Consider the following 6,098-nt stretch of genomic DNA (forward strand, 5'->3'; position numbering starts at 1 on the left):
CTGCTCGGCGGCGCGCCGGACGACCCCCTGGACGCCCTGCGCGTCCAGCAGGAACTCGACCGCATGGAACAGGCGCTGCTCCCGGCGATGTCCGCCCCCGACCTGGACCCCGGCACCCGCGCCGACCTCGCCCAGCGGCTGCGCGACCTCGCCGCCCGGCTCAGCGGCACCGATCCCGACGCCGCTCCGCGGACCGCGGACGTCCTGGAGTCCGCCACCGACGACGAGATCTTCGACCTCATCGACCGTGACCTGGGCGTCGGCTGACGCCCGCCTCCGCCGCCGACGCTCACCCGCAGCAGGGCGGCCTCACCGCGCGGCGAGGCCGCCCCACCACACCGATCTGGAGTCGACCATGACCGAGGACAAGCTCCGCACCTATCTGCGGCGGGTCACGGCGGAGTTGCAGCAGACCCGCGACCGGCTGCGCGAGTCCCAGGACCGGTGGCGCGAACCCCTCGCCGTCGTCGGCATGGCCTGCCGGCTGCCCGGCGGCGCCGACTCGCCCGAGAAGCTGTGGCGCGTCGTCGCCGACGGCACGGACGCCGTCGGCGGACTCCCCACCGACCGCGGCTGGGACCTGGAGAACCTGTACGACCCCGACCCCGACAAGCCGGGCAAGACCTACACGCGGGAGGGCGCGTTCCTGTACGACGCGGGCGACTTCGACCCCACCCTCTTCGGTGTCTCGCCGCGTGAGGCCCTCGCGATGGACCCGCAGCAGCGGCTGCTGCTGGAGATCTCCTGGGAGGCGATCGAACGCGCCCGGATCGACCCGCTCTCGCTGCGCGGCAGCCGCACCGGCGTCTTCGTCGGCGGCCTGCCCACCGGATACGGCGCGCTCCTCATGGACTCCGAGGAGGACCAGGGCTACGCCCTGACCGGCGGCAGCGGCAGCGTCATGTCCGGCCGCGTCTCCTACGCCCTCGGCCTGCAGGGCCCGGCGGTCACCGTAGACACCGCCTGCTCCTCCTCCCTCGTCGCCCTCCACCTCGCCGCCCAGTCCCTGCGGCAGGGCGACTGCTCCATGGCCCTGGCCGCCGGGGTCGGTATCCTCGCCACCCCGGCCGGCTTCGTCATCTTCGCCCGCCAGCGCGGCCTGTCCCGTGACGGCCGGTGCAAGGCGTTCGCCGACGCCGCCGACGGCATCGGCTGGGGGGAGGGGGCAGCCGTCGTCCTCCTGGAACGCCTCTCCGACGCCCGGCGCAACGGCCACCCCGTCCTCGCGGTGCTGCGAGGCTCGGCCGCCAACCAGGACGGTGCGTCGAACGGCCTGAGCGCGCCCAACGGCCCCGCTCAGCAGCGGGTGATCCGGCAGGCCCTGGCGAGCGCGGGCCTGTCACCGGCGGACGTGGACGCGGTCGAGGCGCACGGCACGGGCACCCGGCTCGGCGACCCCATCGAGGCGCAGGCGCTGCTGGCGACCTACGGGCAGGACCGTGAACGCCCTCTGTACCTGGGCTCGTTGAAGTCCAACATCGGGCACACCCAGGCGGTGTCGGGTGTGGCGAGTGTGATCAAGACGGTGCTCGCCCTGCGCCACGGGACGCTGCCGAGGACACTGCACGTCGACGAGCCGTCCAAGGAGGTCGACTGGTCGGCGGGGTCGGTGGAACTCCTCACGGAGGCACGCTCCTGGCCCGAGACCGGCCGCCCCCGCCGGGCGGGGGTGTCGTCCTTCGGGATCAGCGGCACCAATGTGCATGTGATCGTGGAGCAGGCCCCGCCGCCGGACGCGTCGGCCGAGTCCGAGCCCACCCCCGACAGTGCGCCCGGCGCCGTTCCCGTCCCCTGGACGCTGTCCGCCGCCACCGGCGACGCTCTGCGTGACCAGGCCCGTCGCCTCCTCGACCACGTGGCCGATCACCCCGAGTACACGGCAGCCGACATCGGGCACTCCCTCGCCACCACCCGAGCGGCCCTCGCCCACCGTGCCCTCGTCCTCGCCGACTCGTACGACGCCCTCCTCACCCGCGTGCGGGCCCTGGCCGAGGGCGAGGACGCACCCGGCGTGGTGACGGGCACGGGCACCAAGGCCAAGACCGTGTTCGTGTTTCCGGGGCAGGGTTCGCAGTGGGTGGGGATGGCGGTGGAGCTGCTGGCTTCCTCTGCGGTGTTCGCGGTGCGGATGGGGGAGTGCGAGGAGGCGTTGTCGGCGTTCGTCGACTGGTCGCTCACCGAAGTCCTGGACGACGAGGCTGCGTTGGGTCGGGTGGATGTGGTGCAGCCGGTGTTGTGGGCGGTGATGGTGTCGCTCGCGGAGGTGTGGCGGTCGTACGGGGTGGAGCCCGCCGCGGTGATCGGTCACTCGCAGGGGGAGATCGCGGCGGCTGTCGTGGCGGGGGCGCTGTCCTTGGAGGACGGTGCTCGGGTCGTGGCGCTGCGTTCGAAGGCGATCCTGGCCCTGTCGGGCAGGGGTGGCATGGCGTCGGTGCAGTTGCCCGTCGACGAGGTGCGGGAGTTGGCCGCGCTGGTCGACGGCCGGGTGGAGGTGGCGGCGGTCAACGGCCCGGTCTCCGTGGTGGTCGCGGGGACGCCGGAGGGGCTGGACGCGGTGATCGCCGAGGTCGAGGCCCGCGGCGCACGCGCCCGTCGTATCGCCGTGGACTACGCGTCCCACTCCGCCCATGTGGAGCAGATCGAGGGGGAGTTGGCCGAGGTGCTGGCGCCGGTGGCGCCGGTGTCCTCGGCGGTGGCGTTCTATTCCTGTGTCACCGGTGGCCGTCTCGACACGGCCGGGCTGGACGCTGGGTACTGGTTCCGCAATCTGCGGCAGCCGGTGCGGTTCGAGGAGGCGACGCGGGCCCTGCTGGAGCAAGGTCACGGGTTGTTCGTCGAGGTCAGCCCCCATGCGGTGCTGACGGGTGCGGTGCAGGAGACGGCGGAGGCGGCCGGCCGCGAGGTCGCGGTCACCGGGACGCTCCGACGGGGTGAGGGCGGCCCGGAGCGGCTCCTGCTGTCGCTCGGGGAGGTGTACGTCCACGGCGCCCCGGTCGACTGGCGGGAGTGCTTCACCGGGACCGGCGCCCGGACGGTCGACCTGCCCACCTACGCCTTCCAGCACCGCCGCTACTGGACGGAGATGCCCACCACCACCGGCAGCGCCACCGGCCGGACGGCCGACGGCTGGCGCTACCGCGTCGCCTGGCGGCGCGTCAATCCGGCCGGCACCACCCCGCTGACGGGACGCTGGCTGCTGATCGCACCCGAGGGCGACGGGGGAGAGACCGCCGAGGCGCTGCGGGCCGCCGGTGCCGAGGTGCAGGTCTCGGCCATGCCCCCGGCCGGCCTGGACGGTGAGTACAGCGGCGTCGTGGCGCTGCCGGACTCGGCCGGCGACGCCCTCGCGCTCACCCGGGAGCTGCACGCGGCCGGCGTACGGTCGCCGCTGTGGTGGCTGACACGGGGCGGGGCCGCCGTCGCCACGAGCGACGCCGTACACGGCGGGGCGGCCCAGCTGTGGGGGCTCGGGCAGGTGGTGGGTCTGGAGCACCCGGACTGGTGGGGCGGGCTCGTCGACCTGCCCCGCACCTGGAGCGAGAGCACCCCGGACCTGCTGGCCGCCCTGCTGGCGGGGTCCGCCGGGGGCGAGGACCAGCTCGCGATCCGCGGGTCCGCCGTCTACGCGCGGCGCCTGGTGCGCGCCCCGCTCACCGACAGGGGGCCGGTACGGCCGTGGAAGCCGCGCGGCACCGTCCTGATCACCGGCGGCAGCGGAGGCATCGCCGCGCACCTCGCCCGCCGCCTGGCCGCCGAGGGCGCCGAACATCTGCTCCTGCTCAGCCGACGCGGCGCCGACGCACCCGGCACCGGGGCGCTCGCGGAGGAACTGCGCTCCCTGGGAGCCGAGGTGACGTTCGCGGCGTGCGACGTCACGGACCGCGACGCCCTGGCGGCCGTGCTCGCGGACGTACCGGTGGAGACCCCGCTGACCGCCGTCCTGCACACGGCCAGCTCCACCGCCTACGGCCCCGTCCTGGACATCGAGGCGCGGGACTTCGCGGACGGTACGGCGGCGAAGGCGGAGGGCGCCCGTCATCTGGACGAGTTGACCGGCGGTGTGGACCTCGACGCGTTCGTGCTGTTCTCGTCGGGGGCGGCGGTGTGGGGCAGTGCGGGCAACGGCACGTACGCGGCGGCCAACGCCTACCTGGACGGTCTGGCCCATGAGCGGCGGGCGCGTGGGCTGCCCGCGACCTCCCTCGCCTGGGGCGGCTGGGCCGACGGCGGCATGCTGGAGGGCTTCCCGGCACTCGCCGACCAACTGGACCGCATGGGCGTACGGCAGATGCGCCCGGAGTTGGCCATCGACGTCATGTGGGAGGCCGTCGAGCAGGGGGAGACCACGCTCACCGTCAGCGACATGGACTGGGAGCGGTTCGCACCCGTCTACGCGCTGGCCCGCCGCCGCCCCCTGATCGAGGAGATCCCGGAGGCCGCCCGCGCCCTGCGCGGCGAACAGCCCGACAGCGCGGGCGGCGACGGCACGGCCGCCGGGCGGCTGCGCGGCACCCTCACCGCGCTCAGCGAACCCGAACAGCGCGCCACCGTACTGGAGTTGGTCCGTTCGCGGGCCGCCGCCGTACTGGGCCACGACGACCTGGCGGAGGTCGCCGCCCACCGCCCCTTCAAGGACCTCGGCTTCGACTCGCTGACCGCGACGGAACTGCGGAACCGGCTGAACGCCGCCACCGGCCTGCGGCTGCCCGCCACCCTCGTCTTCGACCACCCCACCCCCACCGCCCTCGCCGGACGTCTGCGGGACGAACTCCTCGGCGCGACGGAGGCGGCGGCCGCCCCGCCCGCCGGGCGCCGGCCCCAGGACGACGATCCGCTCGCCGTCGTCGGCATGGCCTGCCGGTACCCCGGCGGCGTGCGCGGCCCCGAGGACCTGTGGCGGCTCGTCACCGAAGGCCGCGACGAGATGGCGGACTTCCCCGCCGACCGCGGCTGGGAGGCACTGTCGCTGTACGACCCCGGACGGCAGACCACCCTCGCCGGACAGGGCGCCTTCCTCTACGACGCGGGCGACTTCGACGCCGAGTTCTTCGGCATCTCCCCCCGCGAGGCCCTCTCCATGGACCCGCAGCAGCGGCTGCTCCTGGAGACCTCCTGGGAGGCGATCGAACGGACCGGCATCGCCCCGCTGTCCCTGCGCGGCAGCCGCACGGGCGTCTTCGTCGGCGGCACCCCCCAGGAGTACGGCGCCCTGCTGATGAACTCGCCCGCGCTGGCCGGCGGATACGCGCTGACCAGCTCGTCCGGCAGCGTCATGTCGGGCCGGGTGGCGTACACGCTCGGACTGGAGGGCCCGGCGCTCACCGTCGACACCGCCTGCTCCTCCTCCCTCGTCACCCTGCACCTCGCGGTGCAGGCCCTGCGGACCGGGGAGTGCGACCACGCGCTCGCCGGAGGCGTGGCCGTCATGTCGACGCCGGGCGCCTTCCCCGAGTTCGCCCGTCAGGGCGGCCTCGCCTCCGACGGCCGCTGCAAGGCCTTCGCGGACGCGGCCGACGGCACCGGCTGGGGCGAGGGCATCGGCGTCCTGGTCGTGGAACGCCTGTCGGACGCGCGCCGCAACGGTCACCGCGTCCTCGGCCTGGTCCGCGGCTCGGCGGTGAACCAGGACGGCGCCTCCAACGGGCTGACCGCCCCCAACGGACCCTCCCAGCAGCGGGTGATCCGCGCGGCGCTGGACGGAGCGGGCCTCACCCCGTCCGACGTGGACGCCGTCGAGGCCCATGGCACGGGCACCCGACTGGGCGACCCGATCGAGGCACAGGCGCTGCTCGCGACGTACGGCCGCGACCGCGACACCGACCGGCCGGTGTGGCTGGGCTCCGTCAAGTCCAACATCGGGCACACCCAGTACGCCGCCGGGGTCGCCGGCGTCATCAAGACGGTGATGGCGCTGCGGGACGGCGTACTGCCGCGCACCCTGCACGTCGACGAGCCGACCCGGCAGGTCGACTGGTCCGCCGGCACCGTACGCCTGCTGACCGACTGCCGGCCCTGGCCCGACACCGGCCGCCCGCGCCGCGCCGCCGTCTCCTCGTTCGGCGTGAGCGGCACCAACGCCCACATCATCCTCGAACAGG

General features: G+C 74.6%; 2 protein-coding genes. Both read left to right on the plus strand.

Annotated features, from left to right (window positions below):
• A partial coding sequence (locus AOK15_RS38575; protein ID WP_157870498.1) for a hypothetical protein occupies positions 1–267 on the plus strand: 267 nt, incomplete at its 5' end.
• 88 nt (positions 268–355) lie between these two features.
• On the plus strand, positions 356–6,098 hold a 5,743-nt coding region (locus AOK15_RS38580; protein WP_157870499.1), incomplete at its 3' end, for a type I polyketide synthase.

The organism is Streptomyces ossamyceticus, from assembly GCF_001418475.1.
GTDB classification, from domain to species: Bacteria; Actinomycetota; Actinomycetes; order Streptomycetales; family Streptomycetaceae; genus Streptomyces; species Streptomyces ossamyceticus.